We start from the raw sequence: 25,041 nt of genomic DNA on the forward strand, positions 1-25,041 counted from the left end.
GTCCAACATCAATTTTTACCTTTTGCACCCAATTTTCATTACTATACTCTACATACCGTAATTGCTCCAGAATCTCAAGCTGGGTAAGCTTTTCCAGAGTTAACGGGAAAAGTCAGAATTGTTGACAAGTCCAAATCAATCGCACACTTGCAGATGGAAAACTGAATTTCCGTCACGAAGTCAGAATCACCAGGTTGTTTAGGCAATTCTAGAAATACTAAGGACCCATTCTTTGATCGCGTTGTAACCTAAAAGTCTGCCACAAGAAGCAGTAGGAGGAATAAACGTCGCCATGATTGCGACTGGGAGCGATCGCGTTCCTAGAGTCAACCCGTGATATTTTCGTTCCTCTAGACACTTACCAACCTAGAGGGTGACGTAACGTGAAGAGCAAGGAACACGAAACAAAACTTAACAATTGTCTATGAACTTGGTTTTCGAAATCTTGTCAGCTTTTGGTGTTTGTTGACGCGGCTATGCCGTTCGTTGTCACTTGGGTAAAGCCATAAAACACACGCGTAGCGCTACGAAACCAGTAGAAAAGAAACGCGTTTTAAGGTTTTAGCGTAGCGTTAGCAGTAGCCAAGAAGAGTCACATTTCAAAGGGTTTTTTGCATCAGATAATTAATGAATACTTCACCCCGACAGCTTACTTCTTGCTCTTTGACGACTGAAAACCCCATACGTTGAAAAAATGCTTTTGCTGTGATGCTTGCTTCAGTTCTTAGATGCTTTAATCCTAATTCCAGAGCTTTAGCTTCTATGGCTTGATATATTTGACTACCAACTCCACAACGCTGATAGTTTTTGTGACAGTAAAAGCAATCGATGTGACCGTTGGGTTCTAACTCTCCAAACCCAGCAATCACACCTTTATCGTCAGCAACATAGGTGAATCGATCGGAGCATCTATTTTCCCAGTCCCTGAAGTGAATATTATCGGGAGCCCATGCTTGAACCTGAGCTTTTGAGTAGTCGTGGATGTTGATTTCACGTACTGTTTCATAAAACAGCTGTGCTATTTTTTCAGCATCTTTCTTCTCAAATAACCGTATTTTCATTTCAAGCAACCCCCTTAAGATTATCGCCCCAATTTAATTCTAAGTACTGAAATCCTAGGTGTTGACGATAATTCCTTACTTAATACTGCCGCTTGTTACTTTCTGAATTTCAGGATTTAAACACCCAAATACATTAAGCTGTTGACCATCAAGAGCAAATAAACCAAGTTTTTTACATAGCTTTTCGATGAAATGTTGGGTTGCATTTCGGTCTTGGCGATGGGAAGTTCTAATGGAAAATGACCTCATAACCTGAGATTCTTCATAAAAATTAAATTCGAAGCGACCAATATCTTCGATTAGTCCACCTCTTCGTTCAGTATCATTCCATTTTGTTTGAGGATATAGTGCCAGAATCTTTGCTTTTAAGTCCGAGTAAGTCCCGACAGGAATCAGGTCGTCTTCTTCAATTGCAGACATCTCTGCTGGAACATTTTTGCCAGCACGAAATATCAGATAGTCATAACTCATGTTTTTTTCTATCTAAAATTTAAGTATTTATGATATGAAAGTCTTTTGGACTTCTAAGTTTCTTGAACTTATAGGTTTCTTGAAGGTCAAACGATAGGGATTAACCCTAGACAAAAAGTTAGGAATATTATACCCATAATACCAAAAAATTAAGTTTTTGTTGCAGAAAAATGCCAGTTTTCTGCTTGGTTTTGTATGGTTTGTAATTCTTCGGCTGACATTTTGTCTAGATTCTTTAAAATAAAACTCATTCTTCCTTGGGTTTGGAGCTTCGGACGATGACGATGTAAAAAGTCCCAATAGAAGAAGTTGAAGGGACAGGCTTTTTCTCCGATTCGTTCTTTGTGGTTGTAAAAACAGCTTTTACAATAGTCGCTCATTTTATTGACATAGTTGGCTGATGAGGCGTAGGGTTTGGATGCTAATATTCCACCATCGGCAAATAATCCCATTCCAATGACGTTGGTTTGCATTACCCAATCGTAAGCATCAATAAATGCTGCATGAAACCAGTTTTCTACTTCTTGGGGTGAAAATCCTGCAATTAAACTAAAATTACTCAATACCATTAACCGTTGGATATGATGGGCGTAACCGGTATGCTGTACTTGGGTAAGAATTTGATGCAAGCAATTCATTTTGGTTTCGCCGTTCCAGAAGAATTCTGGGAGGGGTTTGGTATGGTTAAACCAATTTTTTTCGGGATAGTCTGCACAGGTATAGTGATATATTCCGTGCATATATTCTCGCCAACCTAATATTTGACGGATAAATCCTTCCACACTATTTAAGGGTAGTTGATTTTGGTGGTATGCTTTTTCTGCAGCTTGAATTACTTCCAATGGTTGCAGTAATCCTAAATTCAGGTATGGAGACAGCATGGCATGCCACATTGTATCCTCTCCTGTGACCATTGCATCTTGGTAGGGTCCAAAACCTGCTAAACGATCTTCTAGGAACCAATCTAATACTTGTAATGCTTGGGTACGGGTGACTCCCCAACGAAAATTTTCTATTTCTCCATAGGTGGGGATGTTACACGCAATGTCGTCATCCCTGGAGACGCGACATGTCTCGTCTCTACAGATTTGATGGACATGTTTAATAACTTTTTGGGTAATTTTATCTGGTTTAAACCATTTTGCTGGTGGTGTATCTAATTTACCTTTAGGTGGTTTGCGGTTTTCTTTATCAAGATTCCATTTTCCACCTACAGGTTTATCGTCATCTTCCATCAAAATTTGAAAACGTTTTCGTCCTTCCCGATAAAAATCTTCCATTAACAGACGTTTTCGTCCTTGAGCCCATTTTTCAAATTCTTTTTTACTCCAGAGAAAATGATTATCGGGAATAAGAGTAAGTTCGCAAGGTAGGTTGAAATTTTGGATGGTTTGCAAGAATGGTTTATCGGTGGGTTCAGTTACTCGCAATTCTGTAATCTGATTTTCTTTTACCCATATTTGTAATGGTGTGGCGAAATCTTCAGCAATTTCATAGCTTACTGAGTATCCATTTTCCCTTAATTCTGCAGCAAAATGACGCATCGCTGACCATACCAAAACTAGCTTTTGCTTGTGGTAAGGGCGTACTTTTACGTGGTTGAGCGACTCAATAAAGATAACTGGTAAGTCATCTTTTTGTTTGCAACTTTGCAGTGCAGCTTGTTCTAACGAAAGGCGATCGCCTAATATCCAAACACCTACTGTCATAGTTTAATGTTATGTCTGTTTGAATACTTATGATAATGGGGATTGGGGATTGGGGATTGGGGATAGCACTGCGTGCCGCCGCTGAGAAGGCGCTGCGCGTTTGGACGCATCCTACGGATGTTCGGCTACGCCGCGTCCAAACGTGGCTTAGCCACGCCCCTCACGTGGCGCAATACCTACGGTACACTACGTTAGCAGCCGCGCGTTCTTAGCGGCATATGGGGATTGAACGAATCAACAATAATTAATTGCAATTATCTATTACCCATTACTTGTAGCAGAATTAAGGAGTCAGAAGACAGGAGTCAGGATTGGAATACCTTTTATCACTGACTTTCAGCTTTAAACCTGTACCTCACTGACTCGCAATCTGCTATATTATTTGAGTTTTGGCGTTCTTCTTTGAGTTCTCAACAATGGAAGTGGCTTATTTTATGCTCAATCTTCATTTTAATGTTGCAACTTTAGAAATGGCATCAAGGGCAAAATCGATATCAGGGCGGAAAACATCTAAATGAGTGACAGCTCGAATAGAGTCACCAACGGCTCCCATTTTCACACCACGCTCTTGTAAAAGAGTAAGAAACATGGCTGTATCAAGTCTGAGTTTGGAAACATCAAAGAAAACAATGTTTGTCTCGGGGTTTGTTTCTCGAACTGTAATTCCTTCAATTTGACTGAGCCCTTGAGCTAGGTAATTTGCGTTGTCGTGGTCGTCTTGTAAACGTTCAACATGATGGTCAAGTGCATGCAGGCAACCTGCTGCGACAATACCAGCTTGACGCATAGCGCCACCAAAAATGTGTTTATATCGACGTGCTTCAGAGATAAACTCCTTTGTACCAGCAAGAACAGCACCGATTGGTGCACCTAGTCCTTTAGTAAAGTCAATCCAAACAGAATCAGCACAGGCTGCAAAATCATACGCTGGAGTTTGAGTTGCAACAACTGCATTTAAAAGTCTTGCTCCATCCATGTGAATAGCTAAACCTTTTTGACGGGAGAAATCGCAAACCTTACGTAGTTGTTCGAGCCGCCAAACCGAACCCCCTGCAAAATTGTGGGTTTGCTCAACACACAATAAGCGTGGAATTGCACGGTAAAGGTAAGGAGCAGTGGTGACTCTTTGAAGTGCTTGCTCGACAGCATTGACTGTAAAAATTCCTCGCTCGCTAGCAATCGGTTCCATTAATACACCAGAACTCAGTGCAGCACCCCCTGATTCAGCTCGAATAATGTGTGACATCTGTTCTGCTAACACCACATCAGCAGGGCGAGTATGGGTTTTGATTGACACAAAGTTGCAAATGGTTCCACAAGCAAAGAACAGAGCATCTTCTTTTCCTAGTAAATCTGCAACCCGTTCTAGTAATAGGTTAACGGTGGGATCTTCTCCTTTTTGCTCATCTCCAACAGGTGCATTGGCGATCGCCTGTCGCATGGCTTGTGTGGGCTTTGTTTCTGTATCACTTGTCAATAAAATCATAAATATTCTTAGGGTGTGTATATAGTGGTTTTCAGTTACGTTTAAAATTTTGTGTAGTTAATTAGGTTTGACTACTTATAATTGAGGCATTCTTTATCTCGGTTAGGAATAATTCTACCTGGTATGCCGACTACTGTAGAGTTTGACGGTACGTCTTTTAGGACTACGGTAATAGCACCAACACGGACGCGATCGCCAATATTAATATTGCCAAGAATTTTTGCTCCTGCACCGACAGTAACATTACTGCCCAAGGTGGGATGACGTTTACCAGTTTCTTTACCTGTTCCACCGAGGGTTACACCCTGATAAAGTAAACAATAATCGCCGACGACTGCGGTTTCGCCAATCACTACTCCCATACCATGGTCGATAAATACACCTTTACCAATAACCGCGCCTGGATGAATTTCAATTCCTGTTAGGAAGCGAGCGAGATGGGAAATAAAACGGGGCAAAAATACAATGTCTAAATTATGAAGCAAGTGGGCTATGCGATAGAGGATGATCGCTTGGGGACCTGGGTAGAGAAACAATACTTCTAGCCAGTTTTTCGCAGCGGGATCCCGCCTCATAATAATCGCATAATCTTCAACTAAAGTTTCAACTAAAGTTTCCCAAACTTTCTTGAGGACACCCCAACTTTTTTGGTAAGAATAAACACTAGTCATCGTTAACAATTTCTTTACTATGGTTTGTTCAACTGATAATGACAAGGGTGCGGCTCTTTAGGGCAGACTTTATACATTAAGATTAATCTTTACTAGTTATAGACACTGACAAATAAGCCAATTTTTCTAGGAAATTTTCGTATCTATCTGGACAAGGAGATTACACATGTTCGCGTAGTGAGTCAAACACTTCTTAAACTTATTAATAAATGATACCTAAAGCTTGTAATCCTTTGTCTGTATTGATTTTAGGTTTTATCCCAAAAATTAAACCGTCCTTCTAAAAGAGCCACACCCATGTGAGAATTGCAGTTAGTAATACAAGATTGCCTTTACAGTAATTTGATGAAAAGGTAATCCTGACTTACTTGTTATTTTGTTCTAATTACATCCAGGACTTTAGCTGATTTTTTGCCAACGAAAGTATTGTTGAGCATGGTATGGGAATCATCAGTTGGACCAACATCAGAATCTGGATGATAGATAATGATTCTCAAGGAGTCATTAATTGCAGAGAAGCTATGTAACTTGTTTTCAGGAAGACAAAAGACAGTTCCAGGCTCCATTTTGAAAGTCCCTTCATCTACCTGACAAGTTCCACTACCCGAAGCAACAAGTCCAATCCGCAATGAGGGATGGGTGTGGGGAGTTTGTGATATACCAGGAGGAACATATAAGAAATTTAAGCAGGGTTCTCCACGTCTTAAAGGATTTATTAGAACTGTTGAAGAGCAACCATCAATATATTTCAGTCGTCCAAAAGGTTCAATCGGTCCTCCAATTGTGAAAAGTCCAGTGTAGTTGAGGAGGGTTGCGACTAAAACTTGTCCTGAACCATCTAAAGAAAAATTCCCTGGAACTGCAGCAAAGCTTTTTTCTACTAGTAAGAATTCTCCATTACTGCTTTTGAGCATAACTTCACCCTCAGAAACAAATAAGAAATGGGTGTCGTTTTCACTTTGATCGACTTCGATAGAATTGATTACCCAACGAGCGAGGGATGGATGACTCGCCATTGTGTAGTCTAGCTTCATAGTATTTAGGAAGCGCTGACAATAAAACTTTTGTATTTCTGTAGTTATCATAATGAATCTCACTTCAATGAAATAGATAAATTTTCCTTTCTGATTTTGAATAGAGTGAGGAAATTTAATTTATGCACTTTCAACAAAAATTGAGTGAGAAAAAATATGGTAAGCGTAGATAGTTTTATCAGTTTTTATTATCTTCCCTTTTTCTTCTCGATTACTTTTTATATTGAGATTGAGATATTTCCAATTAATAAAATATCTAACCTTTGCATTTCTCCTTACCTTTGGAGAATTTACATTAAACAGCGAAAACAATATGCTTTTGGCTTATCAATCACTTTATTATAGTAACTATAATATAATTCAATTGAAATAACTTGGGCTGTATTAGAATGTCATTGGAGTGGTAGTATCTTATATGAGATTAATATGGCATCACAATTTACCCAAACTATGATATGCAAGGGTAAAAATACAGTTATTAAATTAGTAAATAAAACTTATAAGAAGACAAATATCATATTCTTTGGATTGGATTTTAAATAGGTGAATCGTGAGTTATTACTCAAGGTTATCTCTTCCCCACTTTTTCCCGATTGCTTTCTATAATTTGGAACTAATCAAAAAATGACAGTGTAAGTAAAATATTTATGACAATGCAAACACTGAGTGAAAGTAAAATTCTCCACTTTCAGATACAAGAAAGTTTTCTTTGCTGATGGAAAAGCCTATTTTAATTCAGACTTTAAATTTTAAGAAATTACGCTAAAAACAAAGATTTTTATTTATCCTCTGTTCTCTGCTTGTTTCCTGCTCCCCGTTCCCTTTAAATTTCAATTATTCCTTCACTGACCATTACCGATTCACCTCCCACGCGCACAGTTTCAATTCGACCGTTTGCTTTGTGGGCTTGAACGTACAATATACTGGGACGTCCCATTTCAACACCTTGTTCAACGATCCATTGCAACTCACCATGAGAAGCTGACTCTCTAATACCCAAATAACCAGCTAAAGCTGATGCAGCTGAACCTGTTGCTGGGTCTTCTATGATCCCAAATGCTGGTCCAAACATTCTGGAACGCAAATTTGCTTCTGGGTGTTCGGGGTCAAAACAAAATATGTATAAATTCTCAAACCAAGACGATTGCAGATGTTTCTTCCAACATTCTAGATTAACTGCTGCTTTACCAAGAATTTTGCGATCGCGCACTGGAACAAATAAATAAGGAAGTCCACAAGATACTGCTTCTGGATTCCAATCTCCTAAAAGTAAATCTTCTTTATCCAGGGAAAGAGCATTTGCAATTATGGATGGTTCTGGTGGTGATGGTCCAAATTTCGGTAGTTGAGCAACTGTTAAATATACTGATTTAGGTTTACCATCTTGTGAATGAATTGAAACACCTACAGGTCCTACTTTTTCTTCAAATATTATTCCTGTAGTTTCATTTTCTAGGTTCAGAACGCCAATGGAAGCAAGTACGTAAGCTGTTCCTACGGTGGGATGACCTGCAAAAGGTAGTTCGTTTACAGGAGTAAAAATTCGTAACTGTTTGGTGTTATTGGAATTTTCTGGTGGGAGTACGAAAGTTGTTTCTGAGAGGTTGAATTCTTTAGCAATTTTCTGCATTAATTCACTACTCATTCCCCGCGCATCGGGAAATACAGCTAAAGGATTTCCACCAAAGATTATGTTTGTGAAAACATCTGTTGTGTAGAATTTATATTTCGCCATTATTTTTTGCTACGATAATTCCTCTGTGGAGTTAAAACTTAACCTTTAGGTTTGTCTTTCTCCATGAGTTGAGAGGTTCAATCATTATCGAAGCATATTTAGGGTATTGCTGTAACCGTAGTTTGAATAATGTAATTTTTTGACTTCAACAAACCCTATTTTTAACAAACCCTATTTTCAACAAAACCTATTTATCGTTTTTATTTGCAATCGGAATAAATCCGGCTTTTTGAATTAAGCTATGTCCTCGATCTGTTTGGAATAACTTTGCATAAGCTTGTGCTGCTTTGTATTTATCTTTTTGTAAAACTTTCTTATCATCTTCGTTTTTCACAATTACATATAATGGTCGAGAAAATGGATAAGTATGACTGTGTAATGCTTGCAGATTGACCTGATTGCGTTGTTGCGGACATTGCTCGGTCGGAATAAATGGTTTTTTATAAGGACTAATTAATTGATCAAATCTTTCTCCGATAGCTAAAGATTTGATGCTACACTGTGGAACAATTTCTGGCGCAGAAGCGTAGTAAATAGCACCAGTTTCGTTTGCTACTTTTTTTAACCCCTGTGTGGTAATGTCAACGAATTTAATGTTGTCAGCAAAACTTTGATCGCGAAGAACTTCATGTTTAAAAAATTCAACTGTTGCTGATTCTTTTAAAGGTCGAGAATAGGGTTTAATGGGAAGTGAAGGTCCACCCAACTCTTGCCAATTCCGAATTTTGCCAGTATAAATACTTCTGAGTTGAGCAACTGTTAAACCAGAAATATTAAGACTGTGATTTACTGCGATCGCAATTCCGTCAACAGCAACTGGAATTTCTTGAAGTTTAAAACCTTTTTGTTTTGCGATTTGGCGTTCTTCTTTTTTCAGAATTCGAGAAGATAGAGAAAAATCAATTTCGCCATTTAATAGCATTTTGATTCCAGTTTCAGAAGAGGGAGCTTCTTCTGTTGAGTCCACATATTTTAATTTAAATTGAGGATGGGTAGTCTTGATTGCTTCCTCAAATTGTTCCCGTATTGGTACCCAACTGCTACTACCCCCATAACGCCATGTTCCTTGGGGAAGATTTATATCATCGAAATCATTTTCTTTAGTATCTTCTTCGACGTAAGCGATTAAATTTTCTTGATAAGAATCATCATAAATATAGTATAGATTTGCGCCTATAAATAGACTTAGTATTACAAGATAAAACCAATACTTTTTCATCTATGGCACCCAACGATGTAAAGCATAATAATTTTAGCAGCAGCAATAACGCTTAATTAGGTGCTTATAGTAAAGTATTTAGGAATTTTTATTTTAAATCATTGAATAAATTTAATAATTTAGTTAATACATTAAAAATGTGAAATTTGGCTATATTGAAAAATATAGATTTCAGCCCGTAATTTAAGATACTTTAATAGAAACAATTGCACGAGTAAAGCCCCTAGAAAACGCATGTTTCGGAGTCTGGAGGCTGAAAGTTATAAAGTACTATTAACTACTTTTAATTAATTCTCTACATTGATATTAAAAGTTAAATCAAGAAAATCCCGATCGCCTCCACCATACACATCCTCGAAACCAAATTTATTATTTGAGAATTGAAGGTGTTGTATTCCATCTGGATTCCCATTCTCCAACCCAAAGTAAGCATTTAATCCACTTCCGTTTCTTTGCTGATTAGTTGGATTTTGTTCGAGAAATTCTTCTACGGTTCCATCTGCAATTAAGTAGGGTGCTAAGAATATTCCCCCATCAACCTGTGTGGTGACGCTGTGATCGTCTGCATTAAATTCTAGTTCGGAGATGCGTTGTTTGAGTGCAGCGGTTTCATATCCTGTTTCTCCTGGTCGAATCAACTTGTTTGTAATTGGGTCCACAACTGTTCCATCTGTATCCAGAACTTGGTAGAAACCTCCGGAATTTTTATAGGATGCGCTACTGTAAATTTTGTCTAAGCTCACTGAGACTTTATCGTCAGTTTTGCCATTTCCATCAAGATCGACGTTACTCAGGTCTATTACTCCATTAGCATCGACTTTACTTTTATCTTTAATGTCTTGGTTAGGTATAAATTCAATATCATCACTCGAGTCTAATATTTCATTAGCATTGACTTTACTCTTATTCTTTACCTTGTCGGTAGGAATAAATTCAATTTCATCAAACCGAGCAAATTCTTGTTTGTCATTGACACCTTCAATTTTAAAGATGTCTCCTGGTTTTAGCTGTACTTCTTCTATGGCGATATAGCTAGTTTTTGTAGAGGGTTTTGGGAGATTGCTGGGTAAATCACGGTCAAAATTAAAGCTTTCTGTTTTTCCTCCAACAGTTATTTTGCCTTGGGATTGACCATCGTTTTCATCATAGTAACCGACTTTTACTTGATAAGTTCCGGCTTCTCCCTCAAATGTACCTGTCGCAGAACCTCGTTCGTAACCAGTTTTTTTCAGAGAAATATATTTTCCACCGGATGCACCCGAACCTTTCATATTTTCAACGCGATAGCCGTTAAGGGTGAGTTCTTCGGCTTCATAATGTAAAGGGTTATTTTTGACAGGTGTAAATGTCGGGTTCGCTTCTTCTACTTCTAGGGTTGGTTGAGGGACAGGTTTAACGCTTGGTTTTTCCTCCAATTTAGCTCCTGGAAGACTAGAATTACCATTTGAAGTAATCGGGTCAATGTCTAAATCTTCAGTAAGTTTAGCTCCAGAAATTGCAGGATCTCCGTTGTTTGCATTTTGAACGCCGTTTTTATTCTGAACAACGTTCTTACCACCATCCTTAACTACGAAATTAACTGTATGCTCCAATTCGCGATCGCCTGCTCGATTGTCTGCAAAACGAGATTCAGTAATGGTGAGATTTTTCGCGTTGTCTTCCCCAGCGATCCAAATATTCCCTGCTTGACGATCGGCGTAGTTTTCAACAAATGTTGTATTTTTTATCGTTGATTTGGCTTTCTTGGGAGTATTTAAAACAATCGCTCCACCTATTTGTCCATTTTTATCGGAATTTGTAACTTTATTTTCAGAGAAAGTCGAGTCTTCGACTGTAACTCCACCTTTTACATCTGTCCACAAACCACCACCTTGAGATGTGGAAGTGTTATTTGCAATGGTGGAATCGCGGATGACCAATGAGACTGGATCGTCTTCATCTCGATAGGATTGAACCGCTAATCCGCCACCTCTATAAGCGGTATTGTTAGTTATTTGGCTGTTTTCAACGATGATTTTGTCATCTGAATATCCGCTGAGAAAAAAGGCTCCACCATAATCTCCACCACCTTGATTATTTTCAGCGACAACATTATTAATTAGAGTTGTTCCACCAATACCGTCCCGTTCTGCACTTCCACTAGCTCCATCGGTGAAAATAGCTCCACTTCCATTTAAACCTTCATTACCCTTAAATACGGAATCTTCTACTTTTAGTTCGTTGAGTAAAGTATAAACAGCACCATAGGTACCTTTATTGTTTGTAAAGGTACTATCACTAATTTTGAGAAAAGCGTCTCCACCGACGTTGCGATCGCCATTACTCTTAACAACTTTTGCTCCTTCTCCACCTCCATAGGTGGAAATTGCACCCGCACTGAAGTCATCATTTGCAACCGAACCATCATTCCCATCAAACACACTGTTCTTGATGGTTGCAGTCGAACCATAACCAACAAAAATAGCCCCACTGCGTTCGCCGACATTATCAATAAAGCGGGAATTCTCGACCACTAAGGTATTGGAGTCAACCAGTTCTATAGCCCCACCTCGAATAGTCTTATCGGGGTTATTATCAACTGCTTTACCATTTGCAAAGGTGAGGTTTCGCAGTACTAGGTCTGAGTAATCGTAGGTAACGTGTAGAATACGCGTTTTATTCTCGCCACTAATGGTGAGATTGGGTGCATTACCCCCATCAATCGTAAGACTCTTATCAACTACAAGTTGTTCGTCCAACCGAATGGTTTTGTTCGCTAGTTTGGATGAAAAAACTATCTTATCCCCATCGCTAGATTTAGCGATCGCCTCGCGTAGTGAACCAACGCCATTATTTTTCGTATTGGTAACTGTGATGATAGCCATGAATGGGTTAGAGGTAAGTTAAAGTATTCCTTCCTTTGACGGAATGCAATGTACTGCTCAATTCTGCTTACTTTCTACAGTCTGAGTAGCATTTGCATTCACTGGCAAGATTGCCGGTAAATATTACTACAAATAGCAGTTCATATAACAACAAGTACTTTGTCGTTAAGACTACATTTTTTTTATTTTTTATCGCATCTCTCGGATGGTGCTTTTTTGTAAATTAGCTTCTTTTCCGAAACTAAAAAAATTACACCAACGTTACCCCTTCCCTATCATTTCCATAGCAAAGTAAATATCTCTGCAGATAGATAAATTGCCATGTTTCCTGAAGATATTAACACTATTCCTTCATAATTGACCAGGTATTTTAAATTTATAGATAAGATTCTTATTTTAAGGGTTTTATTCTTCGTTTAATGAATTTTTACTGTGTGTTACTAACTGTGGCGCGCGCTTAGTTTTTTTACTGCAGGTTTTAACTTGTTTGGATCTTTGAGTTCTTTAAATGCTTTAAAATTCTCAGCACAGAGTCAGGATATTAGGCATATATAAAATAAATTCTGTAGAGACGGTAAAATCTCTACAAAAGTTGTTTTTCAAAAAACTAAATACGATTATTGATTTTTTAAATCAATCCAAAAAATGAATTATGTAGTATATTTCTCGATTTATTGAATATTTTCTTTGGCAAATCTTTTTTCTTGAATTTGACAATTTTGGAGGTGAAAACCTGAAAACTATTAAAATATGAATCGGGAGGGTTGAAAGGATATTGGTTAAGTTGAGGAGCGATTTTATCGATGAGATCGATATGAATTGTTGAAGCGAATCTTTTTTCTTCTTTGATGCTTAAAAATAATGAGTATAAATACGCGGAATTAAGAATTGGGAATCGGGAAAAATTATTTAAGTCATAAAGTTGTTCTTTACTACTTAACCAACCAGCTTGTCTCTGCTCGAGATAAAAACGATCTCTCCAATTCAAATTGTTTTGAGGATTATCGATTACCCAATTCAACCACTCTTTTAAACCAACAGTAGCTGTGGAATTTTTTGATTCTTGAAATAGATCTGCAATCATACTTGCTCCGACCTCTGCATTGGGGAGAATTTTTGGTAAGGTCGGTACAAAACTTTTTGCAACTGCAAATCCATGACCTCCAAAGGAAATACCTTTCAAGTTATCTCGAACCCCACTAACAAAAGGTTCTGCATCTCCTTGGGATACATGACCACCAGTATGCTCTTGGGCAAGCCTGCCTCTTTCGGGATAGTATTTAGAATTGCGGGTAAATATGTGGGAATAACCACAGTCTTTAGCTACTTTTTGGGAAATAATCATATCTGCGATGGACATCCGCGCAGCTATTCGCGTAAAGGGTTGAACTTGTATTCCTGCAGCATGACTTAGAGCTAATATCAACCTGGAATCATATCCTGCTGTTATTCCCAACCATAGTTCAGGAGAGATTTTTGCTAGTTGTTGTAGGGTCGTAACTAGAATTTTTTGAATTTCGTCGAGGATATCTTCATAATCGCGATCGAGGCAAATTTCTGGCATTAATGGTCTTGATTGGATCTCTCCAGAATCTAGATCTAACAATTGGCTTGGTAGTAATTGGGATATCCCATCGAACCGTGAAAATGGGGGAGTATACCAGGAAATACCCACCTCATGTTGGAGTTGACGAGAATCAATAACTGGCGATCGCCCCTTAAATACAATTTGAGCGAGGAGGGCTACACTACTGGAAATCCATACTCCTCCTTGAGAATTTTGATGGTAGAAACATCCCAATAACCCGCTTGCATCTAGGTGTAGTTTTCCGTTACCAATTAAAACCCACCGTCCGCTCCAGGTGGAGTACAGGTCTGGAACTCGATCGCTACTAGTTTGTTTAATTTCCTCTGCTGGGGACTTTTTACTTTGTAAAGTCTCTACGACTATACCCAAAATATACCAAGCTTTTCCATTGTTATCTTTGACGGTGGTAACTTGGAGGTCGGGACAATATGAAAGCCAAACTGAATTACTTAGCTGGTAAGATTTCCAGGTTTCATTGAGAAGAAATTTTTCTGGACCAATAACAAACTGTCTGCGATGAATATGCATTAAGAAATTAGAGTTACAAATAATTAGGGTTACAAGAATTAGGTATCCATGAAGGATGGAACCTTAAAAAGTCATAACTTTATAATCAGAACCTTATAATTAGATTTTTAGAATAAATCTCTACTATGGGGTTCGACTTATGGTGTTTGACTGATGAATAATATGTTTTGTGTGACTTGCATATTTTAAAAATAATAGCTAGTTATCACCAAACACAATACATTTTCAGATTCTTTACTTAGTCCTTAAAATCATTTCATTTAGATTTTTATTCGCGGACATCATATTATATGGTTTACTTATAAGCTATCTATTTATTTTGATTCTTAACCCATATACGCCCAAATAAGTATATTTTTTGTTGTGGATAAGATATATCTATTTATAATTCTCGGGATAGATACGAATACTAACGACTCAGGTATTCTTGCAATTAAGACATACTACTTTAGTAAGATAAATTCGTTTTTGGAATAATTTACTTTATCTCTTCCTTGAGAGATGCATTATGCTAAAGGATTTTTATTCTCTGCGGCTGAATTTACTGTTTTTTCAATTCTCTTTAATCTTGTTTGCTCACGCTTCGCACTAGAAATCCAAAATAGTATGCTTTTCTTGGATGAGTTATTAAACCCTTCAAAGTTTCTCTTTGCTGCTTGGTTACTTTCCAATGCTTGTTTCAAGTCTTCAGGGATAATTAAAGCCTCGATTGCATCTAACGCTTCCCAGGAACCATCTTTTTTTGCTGCTGTAATCGTTGCAAAACCAGCTTTAGTCATCAAATTTTGTTCTATAAGTTCTTCTATATACTGTTTATTCAATTTCGACCATACGCTTTTTGGTTTGCGGGGTGTAAATATTTGCATGTAGCGTTCTGAATCAATTGACTTAACTTTACTATCTATCCAGCCAAAACATAGAGCTTCTTTGACTGCTTCACTATATTTAACACTGGATTTACCGCTTTTTACTTTGTAGTAAATCAGCCATATTCCAATGGTATTACTATGGTTTTTCTCCAACCATTCTCGCCATTCTTGGCGATTTGCAGCGTAAATGCTGTCGAGTTGTTCTTCAAATTTCGGCATAGTCAAAGTTTGGTATAAATATCTTTGAGAAAAAATTATATAAAAATTAATCACTCAGAGAATCACCATGATTGTAGCTAGAATAGAATTAGTACCCTTGCTGCGTTTTTGATGGCTGCCGATGTCAGATAACAAACCAGAACAGGAATCAGAAAAAGATAAATCTGCTCTTACAAAAACTGAAGATAGTAAGGTTGAAAAAACAGAATCAAAGCCGAAAGAATCAAGACGAGAAGCCAGACAAAAGCGGGTTCAAAGGATTTTACAAATTTTCGGGTTTCCCAGTTCTGGTGTAGGGATTGCTGCGACTATTCATTTTCTGCGTACTGGCGATTTCCAACAAGCTGCGATCGCAGGAGGATTAACTGTAGGTGTTACTGTAATTGCGATCGCTGGAAAGTTTGGTAAAAATGTTATCAGCAAAATTTTAGATAAGATTGAGGAAAAGCTTGAGAAGCAGGAAGATAATCTAGCAAATTGGGTTGTTGATGGTTTTGAAAGTTTTATTGTCAGACGTTTTTCAAAATTTCAGGGTAAATATTACCAACAGTTAATTTATGGTTGTCGTGATTATCGTACTCAGGGATTAAAAACTAAAGGACCTTTCACGTTAGATCTAGAAAAAGTTTTTGTTCCGCTTCGAGTTGCTCCTGAAAGTGCGGAAAATATTTCTCCTGCGATGATTCAATCTCGCGAATCGATTGAAGGATTAGGTATTTGGGATTTTTTAGCTGCAAGTAAAAAATCTAACAGTAAATATAACTATAATTATCGCACCATAGTTATTATTGGTGCGCCGGGAACTGGGAAAACTACCCTTTTGGAAAATCTTACTCTCACCTACGCCAAAAATACCCAGCGTCGCAAACACAAACAAGCACCAAAGTTAATTCCCATACTATTGTATTTAAGAGATATTCGAGAAACAATTACTAACTCCCCAAAGCTAAGTTTGAATGAGTTGCTCGAGCGACAGAAATCAATTACCGAAATGGAACCACCTAATAATTGGTTTAAGGATAAACTACGTTCCAAGAACTGTTTGGTAATGCTGGATGGGTTAGATGAAGTTGCAGATGAAACTCAACGTCGTGCTGTAAGTATTTGGGTAAATCAACAAATTCAAAATTATCCCCATGCTCGTTTTATTTTGACTTCTCGTCCTTTTGGTTACCACAGCGCATCTGTGGAAGGAATAAATACAGTTTTGGAAGTCCAACCGTTTAATTTAGAGCAGATGGAGAAGTTTATTAATAACTGGTATCTGCAAAGTGAAATTATGAGTCGTTTGGGTCAGGAAGATGTAGGAGTCAGAAACCTTGCAACCCAAAAAGCTGCAGATTTAATCAAACGGATTAAAAATAGTTCTCCCTTAGCTGCAATGGCTCTTAATCCTTTGTTACTTACTATGATTGCAACAGTGCATTGTTATCGTGGTGCTTTACCAGAGGGAAGGGTAGAACTTTATGGAGAGATTTGTGATGTTTTATTAGGGAGACGACGGGAAGCTAAGGGAATTGGAGATAACATCAGACCAAATCAAAAGAAAGTCATATTGCAAGTTTTAGCCCTGGGTCTAATGCAGCATAAAACCCGCGAATTTACAACAAAATTGGGTATTTCTCTCATTGAAGCAGAGTTAGACAAAATTGCGACTTCTAATTTAACAGCAGCAGGATTTTTAGAAAAAATTGAAAATGAAAGTGGCTTATTGATAGAAAGGGAGAAAAATAAATACGAATTTGCTCACAAAAGCTTTCAGGAGTATTTAGCTGCTTTACAAATTAAGGAATCTAACCAAGGAAATATTTTAACAACTCATATTAATGATGACTGGTGGGAAGAAACGATTCGTTTATATGCTGCTGGTAGTGATGCAACCAATATCATTCGTGCTGCTTTAGAAAATCCCAGTATTATTTCGTTAAGAATTGCTTTTGACTGTTCTGAAGAAAGTAGGTGCGAACCAGAAGTTAGAGAGCAATTGTTGGAAAAACTTGATGCTGGTTTGGAATCTAGCGATAAGTCCGTAGGACATCTGCAAAGTAATCGAGAAATTTTTCAGTTAGCAGCAGAAGTCAAATTAGCACGACGATTGAAGGGTTTGTTGCGGGTTGATGAAAATTTACAAATTGACCAAAGTTATATTACCCGTGCAGAATATCAATTGTATGTTGATGAGAAGCTAAATTCACCAGAACGTTTTCAATCTGGAAGTGCCAAAAAACCTATTACTGATATCAGTTGGGAAGATGCTCTTGGTTTTTGTGCTTGGTTGAGTACAAAAGCTGTACTGCAGAATAAAAATAATATTGATACTCAAGAAGTTTATTATTACAGATTACCAACCACTGCTGAAGCTGAAAGTCATCAAGCGAAGGAATATATAAACAAACTGCAATCTTGGACTGTAGGTGGAAGTATTTCAGCAAAACAAAGTATTCGAATTGTGAGAAATCAAATTTCTCCAGATTATATGAAACTTGTGAATTACCTTGCGAATGAAGAATGGGAAAAAGCTGATCAAGAAACAGCAAACATGATACTGAAGTTTGTTGATCGAGAAGGTGAATGTGAACTTGATACTGATTCTCTTGCAAAACTTCCTGTTCAAGAGCTTTTTACTATCGATCAGCTTTGGTTAGTGTATTCTGGTGGTTACTTTGGCTTTGGGGTACAAACTAATATTTGGGAAAATATTCAGAACACTAAACTCAGTCAAGCTAAAAAGTTCAAACGGTTTACTAAAATCCTTGGTTGGGATGACAGGGAAGAAATAAGGTTCCAATTAGATGATGCTCCACCAGGAAGTTTACCTTGTGTATGGTGTTTCCTGAATTTTTCATCAGAAAATAATCAATTTCGGACAGCATTTGTAGAAAGATTTATTACTTGTGACTTAGAAATAACGCGATCACAATTTCAGTTTGATGTTCTCACCGTCAATAAACAAGGAAAAAAGATTAAACGAGAACGTTGTCAAGCAAAATATTTTACTGAATATTTAGATCTTGGTGTAAATTTAGAAATGGTTGAGATACCTGGCGGAACCTTTATTATGGGTGCTCCAGAAAATGAAGAACATAGTAGCGATAGCGAACGTCCCCAACACCAAGTAACTGTTCCATCATTCTTGATAGGTAAATATCCTGTTACTCAAGCACAGTGGAAAGCTGTAGCAGCATTACCTGAAGTTAAACGTGAATTAAAAGCTCAACCATCTCATTTTAAAGGTAATAATCTTCCTGTAGAAAAAATTTTCTGGAATGATGCAGTTGAATTTTGCGCCAGATTATCTGATCATACAGGGCGAGAATATCGCCTCCCTTCGGAAGCAGAGTGGGAATATGCTTGTCGAGCAGGAACAGCAACCCCATTTCATTTTGGTGAAACGATTGCTCCTGAATTAGCAAATTACGGGGGAAATATTCAAGAAACTACTCCTGTGGGACAATTTCCACCAAACGCTTTTGGTTTGTACGACATGCACGGAAATGTGTGGGAATGGTGTCAAGATACCTGGCATGAAAATTATCATGGAGCGCCGACAGATGGTAGTGCTTACATTAATAATGATAATCGTTATCGTGTGCTGCGCGGTGGTTCGTGGTACTACGTTCCTCCTTACTGCCGTTCTGCTACTCGCTACTGGTACATTCCCGACGGCATGAACCTTCTCAACGGTTTTCGGGTTGTTTGCGTTGTTTCCCTCAGGGCTCTTTAGTCGCTCTTTATACTTTTACTCTCTTCCCTTTACTCTTCTTTTCTTTACCCTTCTTTTCTCGCGAAGCGAGTCGAATTTTATTACATTAGCTCAAGCAGCTTCAGGAGTATGGCTTTTTGCAGCTTATATGTCTAAGTGACATTCTTTTCGCTCAAGTACAAAGCCTTAGCAATCCTTGTCACCTCAATCATTGAGCAAGTGTGTGTAATCAAGTAAAGATTAGTTGCAATACCAATTCTTCATTCCCTTGTGGTGATAAATTAATAACTATAGCTTAAATAGCTTATTTGGCAGATACTACAGCCAATATTGCTTCCTGTTATTTAGTTTCAGAGGTGAAAACGCTGTTTTACCATCTGTCTTCTCAACTGACAACAACACCCAAACAAGCAAACTTATATTTCCTCATCTTGGTAAGCTGAGGGTAATTACACTGTTTTTTAATTGGACTTATCCGTCACTTTTATCACTCATTGTAATCCCGGATTTAAATATGTAAAAGAGGAGACTCCTAAGTCTGCAGCTTCCTGGGTGTTGTTTTAAAATTATATTATTCTCTTCGCAGATTTAAATCTTTAAAAAATACTCCAAGATTGTTTCTCTTCGATTAGACTATTAACTACCTTTTAATTTATATATTTTCGTAGGTAATAAATATTGCAAAGTTTTGCCAAGAGTTAGAAGGGCAGCAAGATACAATCGAAAATACCACCCAATACGGTTCGGATAAGAAATTTGTTTACAAACAATTTTTGTAGAGACGCGCCAGAGGCTAACGCCGACGCCGCAGGCTCTGGCGCGTCTCTACACGCCCAAAATTACCACGAATAAACTTTAACCGAACCGTATTGAAATACCACCTATTTTTCAATGAAGCTGCTATATAGCTTTTGAGTCTATAGTTATTGGGAATAGAAGTAAAATGGCAGAAATTCTAAAGGTCTTGCCTGGAAAAAGTTTTCCTTTGGGGGCTACTGTTTATCCTAATGGGGTAAATTTCTGCATCTTTTCTCAAAATGGGTCGGCTATAGAATTGCTATTATTTGATACTGCTAATGCTACTAAACCAACCCAAATAATAAAACTCGACCCGGTACTAAACAAAACTTATCACTACTGGCACGTCTTTGTCCCAGGGATTAAGGTCGGACAGATATATGCTTATCGAGCTTATGGGTTATTTGCCCCAGAAAGAGGATATCGCTTTGATCATACTAAGGTTTTATTAGACCCCTATGCAAGGGCAATAGTGGGAGATGAAATTTACGACCGTCAAGCAGCTTGTCGTCCAGGAGATAACTGTGGTCAAGCCCTCAAAGGAGTTGTATTCGATCCTAATACCTATGATTGGGAAGAAGATATACATCCGAGAATACCCTATGCCAGTAGTGTAATTTATGAGTTACATGTAGGTGGTTTTACTCGCCATCCTAACTCTGGAGTATCGGAGTCAAAACGAGGTACATATGCTGGCTTAATTGAAAAAATCCCTTATCTTAAGAAATTGGGAATTACTGCAGTGGGGTTACTACCGGTTCATCAGTTCGACCCCCAAGACGCACCCCCAGGATTAAAAAACTATTGGGGTTACAGCACGATTAACTTTTTTTCTCCTCATAGAGGTTACAGTTCACGACGGGATTGTTTTGGTGCGGTAGATGAATTTCGCGATTTGGTAAAAGCTCTGCATCGAGAGGGAATTGAGGTGTTCCTGGATGTGGTTTTCAACCATACAGCAGAAGGAAATCATCAAGGACCAACGATTTCATTTCGAGGATTGGACAACCAAACCTACTACATTTTGGAACATGACCCCACTTACTACAGTAACTATAGTGGCTGTGGCAATACTTTTAAAGGTAATCACCCGATCGTTGGTAGATTAATTTTGGATTCTTTGCGCTACTGGGTCTCGGAAATGCACGTGGATGGGTTTCGCTTCGACCTAGCTTCAGTTTTGACAAGGAATATTTTGGGTCAACCAATCAAAGAAGGTACAGGATCTGTCAACATTATCTCTGTAATTGAATCAGATCCAGTTTTAGCAGGAACCAAACTTATTGCCGAAGCTTGGGATGCAGCTGGACTGTATGGGGTAGGTAAGTTTGTGGAATTAGCAGATTGGTTTGCTGAGTGGAATGGTCCTTTTCGAGATGATGTTCGCCGTTTTGTCAAAAGCGATCATGCTTCGATTAACTCTTTAGCAGCAAGAATTTTAGCTAGCCCCGATATCTACTCACGCTTAGATACAGATATTAATCGTAGTGTTAATTTTATCACTTGCCACGATGGTTTTACTCTTAACGACCTAGTTTCCTATGATCGCAAACATAATCTAGCTAATGGGGAAGAAAATTGTGATGGTGCCAATGATAACTTTAGTTGGAACTGTGGTTTAGAAGGAGCAACAGAAGATCCACAAATAGAACAATTGCGATTACAGCAAATTAAAAATTTCTTTACAATTTTGTTTATCTCCCAGGGAACCCCTATGATTTTAATGGGAGATGAGGTCAGGCGCACCCAACAGGGAAATAACAATGCTTACTGTCAGGATAATCAATTAAGCTGGTTTGACTGGAGTTTAGTTACAAAGCATGATGGTTTGCTACGTTTTGTCAAAAAGTTTATTCACTTTATTCAAGGGCTGACAATTTTTCGTCAAGAAAAGTTTTTAGAAGTTACCTATGGAAGTCTTGAACCACATATAATTTGGCATGGAATATATTTAGGTGAACCTGATTGGGGAAAGGATTCCCATGCTCTTGCTTTTTCCCTAAATCATCCAGCTACGGGGGAACATCTCCATGTCATGCTCAATGCCTATTGGCAACCGCTTAATTTTGAATTACCGCCTTTAAAAGTGGGAAACTACTGGTATCGAATTGTGGATACTTCCTGCACTGCACCAGATGATTTTTCTGATCCAGAAACAGCAGTAAAAATTGATGGAGAAAGTTACCTAGTTACGGCACGCTCATCTGTAGTTTTGATGGATAGAATTTAGTTTTCCAATTAATGCAATAAAGCCATATTTAATCTCACAATTTCTTCATATTTATTTTTTAGAATAAACTGAGAGGAGATATGTAGGATATGACTCAAAAATCTACTAAAAATCTAAAAGTTAGAGCAACATCTACTATCTGGGGCTGTGCAGTTGGCATGTTGGGTGTGTGTATTCCCTTAGTTGCCATCACTGAGAGCGGAATTATATTACCTCTTTTAGTTATTCTTGGTACAGGTGCTGGGACAGTTGCAGTATGGTTTGCACCCGATAGAAAACAGGTAGAAGAGGGTGATTTAACTCAGGCTGTGAAAGCCCTAGAGGAACGGGTAATCAATTTAGAGACGATTTATACCAGCCTTCCAGATACTACAAAACCTTTTCCACTTTCAGAAGCACAAAAACATTAAATAACACAATGCAGTGTTTATTATGAGCTAGTTGTTAGTTAGTAAGTCTACTACTAGCGAGAAATTTATGCAGACAAAATTCCTTTTCTGTCCAATGTAGCTTCTGATGCAATTTGAATGGATAAAAAATGAGGCTTCCATGTTTAAGAAAATTTTAGTAGCCTTGGACAGTTCTTCAATGAATAAACTAGTCTTTTCCCAAGGATTATCTTTAGCCAAACAGAACCAGGCTAATCTTATGCTTTTGCATGTGTTATCAAGTGAAGAAAAAGATAGTCCTATGTCTTTACCTCCTGAATTGGGCGGTCCTTATGGATCTACAGTGAGTGAAGTAAGTTTAGAGACTTGGCTCCAGCAATGGAAGAAGTATGAAAGCCAATGCTTGAAACAATTACAAAAATTTACAGTTGAAGCACGTAATTCAGGGGTAGATACTGAATTTAGGCAAATTACTGGTAGTCCTGGTCAGATGATTTGTGATTTGGCTTGGAATTGGAAAGCCGATCTAATTTTAGTCGGTAATCGGGGGCGTTCTGGACTCGGGGAGCTATTGCTTGGTAGTGTAAGTAATTATGTTCTTCACCATGCTCTGTGCTCAGTTTTGACTGTAAAAGCTAATATAAAACCTACCCCCTGAGGGCTACAGGTGTAGATTTTTCAATCTACCTTGAAAGCAAGCGATACGCTCCAAGTCGCTATTTTAGGGGCTATCGCTTTACATACTCAACCCGGGAACTAGAGCAAAAGTAAAAAATCTCTATATTGGAAAAGCCGCATTAATTTTACATCCTGCATTTTTAATTTTGGTTTTTATTATTATTTTTTTATTATTAAATTTTTATTCTCAATTTAATCTCAATTTCAGATTTATGACATAACTCATAAACCAATACAGTTCAGTTAAGACTTTTTTTGAAACAAATACTACTGTAGAGACGCGACAGAGCCTGCGGCGTCGGCGTTAGCCTCTGTCGCGTCTCTACCAAGAAATTTAGGCTTAACTGAACCGTATTGAATAATAAACTAGTTTACTTGTCTATTCTGAGAAAAACCAGAATCATTAGTCATGACTCGTGTAGGGACTAAAGTCATGATTTAATTCAGGACTTTTGACTCATGTTTTCCAAGTGTTACCCGGCGTATTGTGTATACATGGAGCTTCGCATTTATCACATCAATTTTGCGTGTTTGTAGAGACGTAATATATTACGTCTCCTCAGAAAAATAAACAATTACGTCTAACAGAAATATGAATTACGCTCATATAACTCTCAAATTTATTCCTTTATTCTTAATTTTCATTGCTATTGAAGTCTTTTGGGTAGTGCGGTGGAAGAAACAAAAGTATTCACTTCGAGAAAGTTTGATTTCCCTGGCGATCGCTGTGGGACATCGCATGTCCAAAATCATTCCTATAGTTCCCACTGTGGGTTTAATTAAATTCGCGTGGGAGCATCGGATCTCAACTATTTCTCTAGATCATTGGTGGAATGTACTGCTACTATTTATTGGATTAGAATTTGTGTATTATTGGTACCATCGAGCATCACATCGCATTCGTTGGTTTTGGGCTACTCACGCTGTTCATCATTCACCGGAATATTTTAATTTGTCAGCAGCTTACCGTTTAGGATGGACTGGTGGTATTTCTGGTGCAGGTTTATTTTTTGCACCACTTGTTTGGCTTGGTTTTCAACCAATTGCAGTTGTAACCGCCCTAGCTTTAAACTTGGTTTATCAATTTTGGATTCACACTGAACTAATTCCCAAATTGGGTATTTTGGAATGGTTTTTGAATACTCCATCACATCATCGAGTACACCATGCTTCTAACTCTACATATATAGATCGTAATTATGGGGGAGTTTTAATTATCTTCGACCGTTTGTTTGGTACTTTTACAGCAGAAGAAGCATCAAATTCTCCAATTTATGGTTTGACTCACCCGATAAAATCGAATAATCCTTTTAAAGTTGTTTTTAATGAATGGATAGAAATTTATAAAGATATTACTTCTACTAGTTCTTGGTCGAAACGCTTTTGTTATCTGTTTGCTCCTCCCGAATGGAAGTTTACGCGGAAGTCACAAAGAAGCTTGAGTAAAATATAGATTTACCAAAATTCAATCGTAGGGTGTGTTGCGGCATGTTAAAGTTTTTAGAATGATGAGCATATTGTTTTGCCGTAACGCACCGTCGAATATATAAACAAACTCATATGTCCAACATACCTTTGTATATTAATTTTATTGCTGGTGCGTTACGGTGCAGTGATGAAGGTGACCTAAAAAATACATTTTCTTGCGCACCTAATGCACCCTAGTGGACTGACACAGCTAAAATGTTGCATTAGAACTAACGGATTCCTCCTCAAAAACTGGATAAAGATGTTGGAGTTTCACCCTGGCATCCTCAGTAGAAAACCGCCATATCACTTTAGAAGCACT

16 protein-coding genes are annotated in these 25,041 nt (G+C 37.9%); 5 read left to right on the forward strand and 11 right to left on the reverse strand.

Annotated elements, in window-relative coordinates:
• Window positions 1–599 precede the first annotated feature (599 nt).
• The 11 genes from QNJ50_RS21035 to QNJ50_RS21085 all read right to left on the reverse strand — a co-directional run bounded on the left by QNJ50_RS21035 (window position 600) and on the right by QNJ50_RS21085 (window position 15,454).
• The gene (locus QNJ50_RS21035; protein ID WP_300638939.1) at window positions 600–1,061 is read right to left on the reverse strand and encodes a GNAT family N-acetyltransferase; all 462 of its coding nucleotides are present in this window, start codon (window positions 1,059–1,061) and stop codon (window positions 600–602) included.
• 75 nt (window positions 1,062–1,136) lie between these two features.
• Window positions 1,137–1,532 (reverse strand): hypothetical protein, encoded by a 396-nt coding sequence (locus tag QNJ50_RS21040; protein ID WP_300638942.1) that lies wholly within the window; start codon window positions 1,530–1,532, stop codon window positions 1,137–1,139.
• 149 nt (window positions 1,533–1,681) lie between these two features.
• Complete coding sequence (locus QNJ50_RS21045; protein ID WP_300638945.1) at window positions 1,682–3,241, reverse strand: cryptochrome/photolyase family protein; 1,560 nt, start codon at window positions 3,239–3,241, stop codon at window positions 1,682–1,684.
• Between the two features lie 445 nt (window positions 3,242–3,686).
• Window positions 3,687–4,727: a GntG family PLP-dependent aldolase gene (locus tag QNJ50_RS21050; protein ID WP_300638948.1), complete on the reverse strand. Its 1,041-nt coding sequence runs from the start codon at window positions 4,725–4,727 to the stop codon at window positions 3,687–3,689.
• Between the two features lie 71 nt (window positions 4,728–4,798).
• On the reverse strand, window positions 4,799–5,398 hold the full coding sequence (gene cysE / locus QNJ50_RS21055) for a serine O-acetyltransferase (protein WP_366914309.1): 600 nt from the start codon (window positions 5,396–5,398) through the stop codon (window positions 4,799–4,801).
• Between the two features lie 371 nt (window positions 5,399–5,769).
• Window positions 5,770–6,432: a cupin domain-containing protein gene (locus QNJ50_RS21060; protein WP_300638951.1), complete on the reverse strand. Its 663-nt coding sequence runs from the start codon at window positions 6,430–6,432 to the stop codon at window positions 5,770–5,772.
• A gap of 823 nt (window positions 6,433–7,255) precedes the next feature.
• The gene (locus tag QNJ50_RS21065) at window positions 7,256–8,167 is read right to left on the reverse strand and encodes a PhzF family phenazine biosynthesis protein (protein ID WP_300638954.1); all 912 of its coding nucleotides are present in this window, start codon (window positions 8,165–8,167) and stop codon (window positions 7,256–7,258) included.
• Between the two features lie 187 nt (window positions 8,168–8,354).
• The gene (locus QNJ50_RS21070; RefSeq protein WP_300638957.1) at window positions 8,355–9,386 is read right to left on the reverse strand and encodes a PstS family phosphate ABC transporter substrate-binding protein; all 1,032 of its coding nucleotides are present in this window, start codon (window positions 9,384–9,386) and stop codon (window positions 8,355–8,357) included.
• Between the two features lie 287 nt (window positions 9,387–9,673).
• The gene (locus QNJ50_RS21075; RefSeq protein WP_300638960.1) at window positions 9,674–12,250 is read right to left on the reverse strand and encodes a DUF4114 domain-containing protein; all 2,577 of its coding nucleotides are present in this window, start codon (window positions 12,248–12,250) and stop codon (window positions 9,674–9,676) included.
• A gap of 628 nt (window positions 12,251–12,878) precedes the next feature.
• A complete protein-coding gene (locus QNJ50_RS21080) occupies window positions 12,879–14,366 on the reverse strand; it encodes a hypothetical protein (RefSeq protein ID WP_300638963.1) in 1,488 nt (495 codons plus the stop codon).
• 506 nt (window positions 14,367–14,872) lie between these two features.
• Entirely contained in the window at window positions 14,873–15,454 is a 582-nt protein-coding gene (locus QNJ50_RS21085; RefSeq protein ID WP_300638966.1) for a YdeI/OmpD-associated family protein, read from the reverse strand.
• A 121-nt stretch (window positions 15,455–15,575) separates the two neighbouring features.
• Between QNJ50_RS21085 and QNJ50_RS21090 the strand changes: the two genes are divergently transcribed.
• From QNJ50_RS21090 to QNJ50_RS21110, 5 genes are all read left to right on the forward strand, one after another.
• Complete coding sequence (locus QNJ50_RS21090) at window positions 15,576–19,178, forward strand: SUMF1/EgtB/PvdO family nonheme iron enzyme (protein ID WP_300638969.1); 3,603 nt, start codon at window positions 15,576–15,578, stop codon at window positions 19,176–19,178.
• A gap of 922 nt (window positions 19,179–20,100) precedes the next feature.
• A complete protein-coding gene (gene glgX, locus QNJ50_RS21095; protein ID WP_300638972.1) occupies window positions 20,101–22,185 on the forward strand; it encodes a glycogen debranching protein GlgX in 2,085 nt (694 codons plus the stop codon).
• A gap of 89 nt (window positions 22,186–22,274) precedes the next feature.
• A complete protein-coding gene (locus QNJ50_RS21100; RefSeq protein WP_300638975.1) occupies window positions 22,275–22,595 on the forward strand; it encodes a hypothetical protein in 321 nt (106 codons plus the stop codon).
• A gap of 139 nt (window positions 22,596–22,734) precedes the next feature.
• Entirely contained in the window at window positions 22,735–23,232 is a 498-nt protein-coding gene (locus QNJ50_RS21105; protein WP_300638978.1) for a universal stress protein, read from the forward strand.
• A gap of 612 nt (window positions 23,233–23,844) precedes the next feature.
• Window positions 23,845–24,705: a sterol desaturase family protein gene (locus QNJ50_RS21110; protein ID WP_300638981.1), complete on the forward strand. Its 861-nt coding sequence runs from the start codon at window positions 23,845–23,847 to the stop codon at window positions 24,703–24,705.
• Window positions 24,706–25,041: the final 336 nt, after the last annotated feature.

The organism is Mastigocoleus sp. MO_188.B34 (assembly GCF_030065675.1).
Classification (GTDB): Bacteria; Cyanobacteriota; Cyanobacteriia; order Cyanobacteriales; family Nostocaceae; genus Mastigocoleus.